The sequence below is a fragment of the Streptomyces capoamus genome (genome assembly GCF_014654935.1).
Taxonomy (GTDB): Bacteria; Actinomycetota; Actinomycetes; order Streptomycetales; family Streptomycetaceae; genus Streptomyces; species Streptomyces capoamus.
Genome location: NZ_BNBF01000006.1, coordinates 134,904 through 135,190 on the forward strand (window position 1 = coordinate 134,904; position 287 = coordinate 135,190).

The 287-nt window shown below is 78.7% G+C and carries 1 protein-coding gene; it reads right to left on the reverse strand.

Annotated elements, in window-relative coordinates; genetic code table 11:
* Positions 1-287: tetratricopeptide repeat protein (locus tag IE312_RS39665; protein ID WP_229899588.1), on the reverse strand; the 287-nt coding region annotated here is incomplete at both ends.

Genomic DNA, 287 nt, shown 5'->3' on the forward strand with positions numbered 1-287 from the left:
CGCCTCCTCGTCCAGCCCCGCGCTGCCCAGCGACTCGGCCGCGAGGTGGGCGAGGGTGGCGTGGTCCTGCTGCTCGGGCCAGTGCCGGGCCAGGTCGGCCGCCCGGAGCCGCTGTTCGGCGGCGGCCCGGTGCTCGCCCAGCTCGCCCAGGCAGTCCCCGAGCCACCAGCGGGCCTGCACCACCAGCGCGTCGCCGTGCGTCTCGGCGTCCAGGTCGGCCAGCGCGGACTCCAGCACCTCGGCGGCCTCCGCGTACCGGCCCCGGCGCAGCAGGAAGCCGCCCAGCT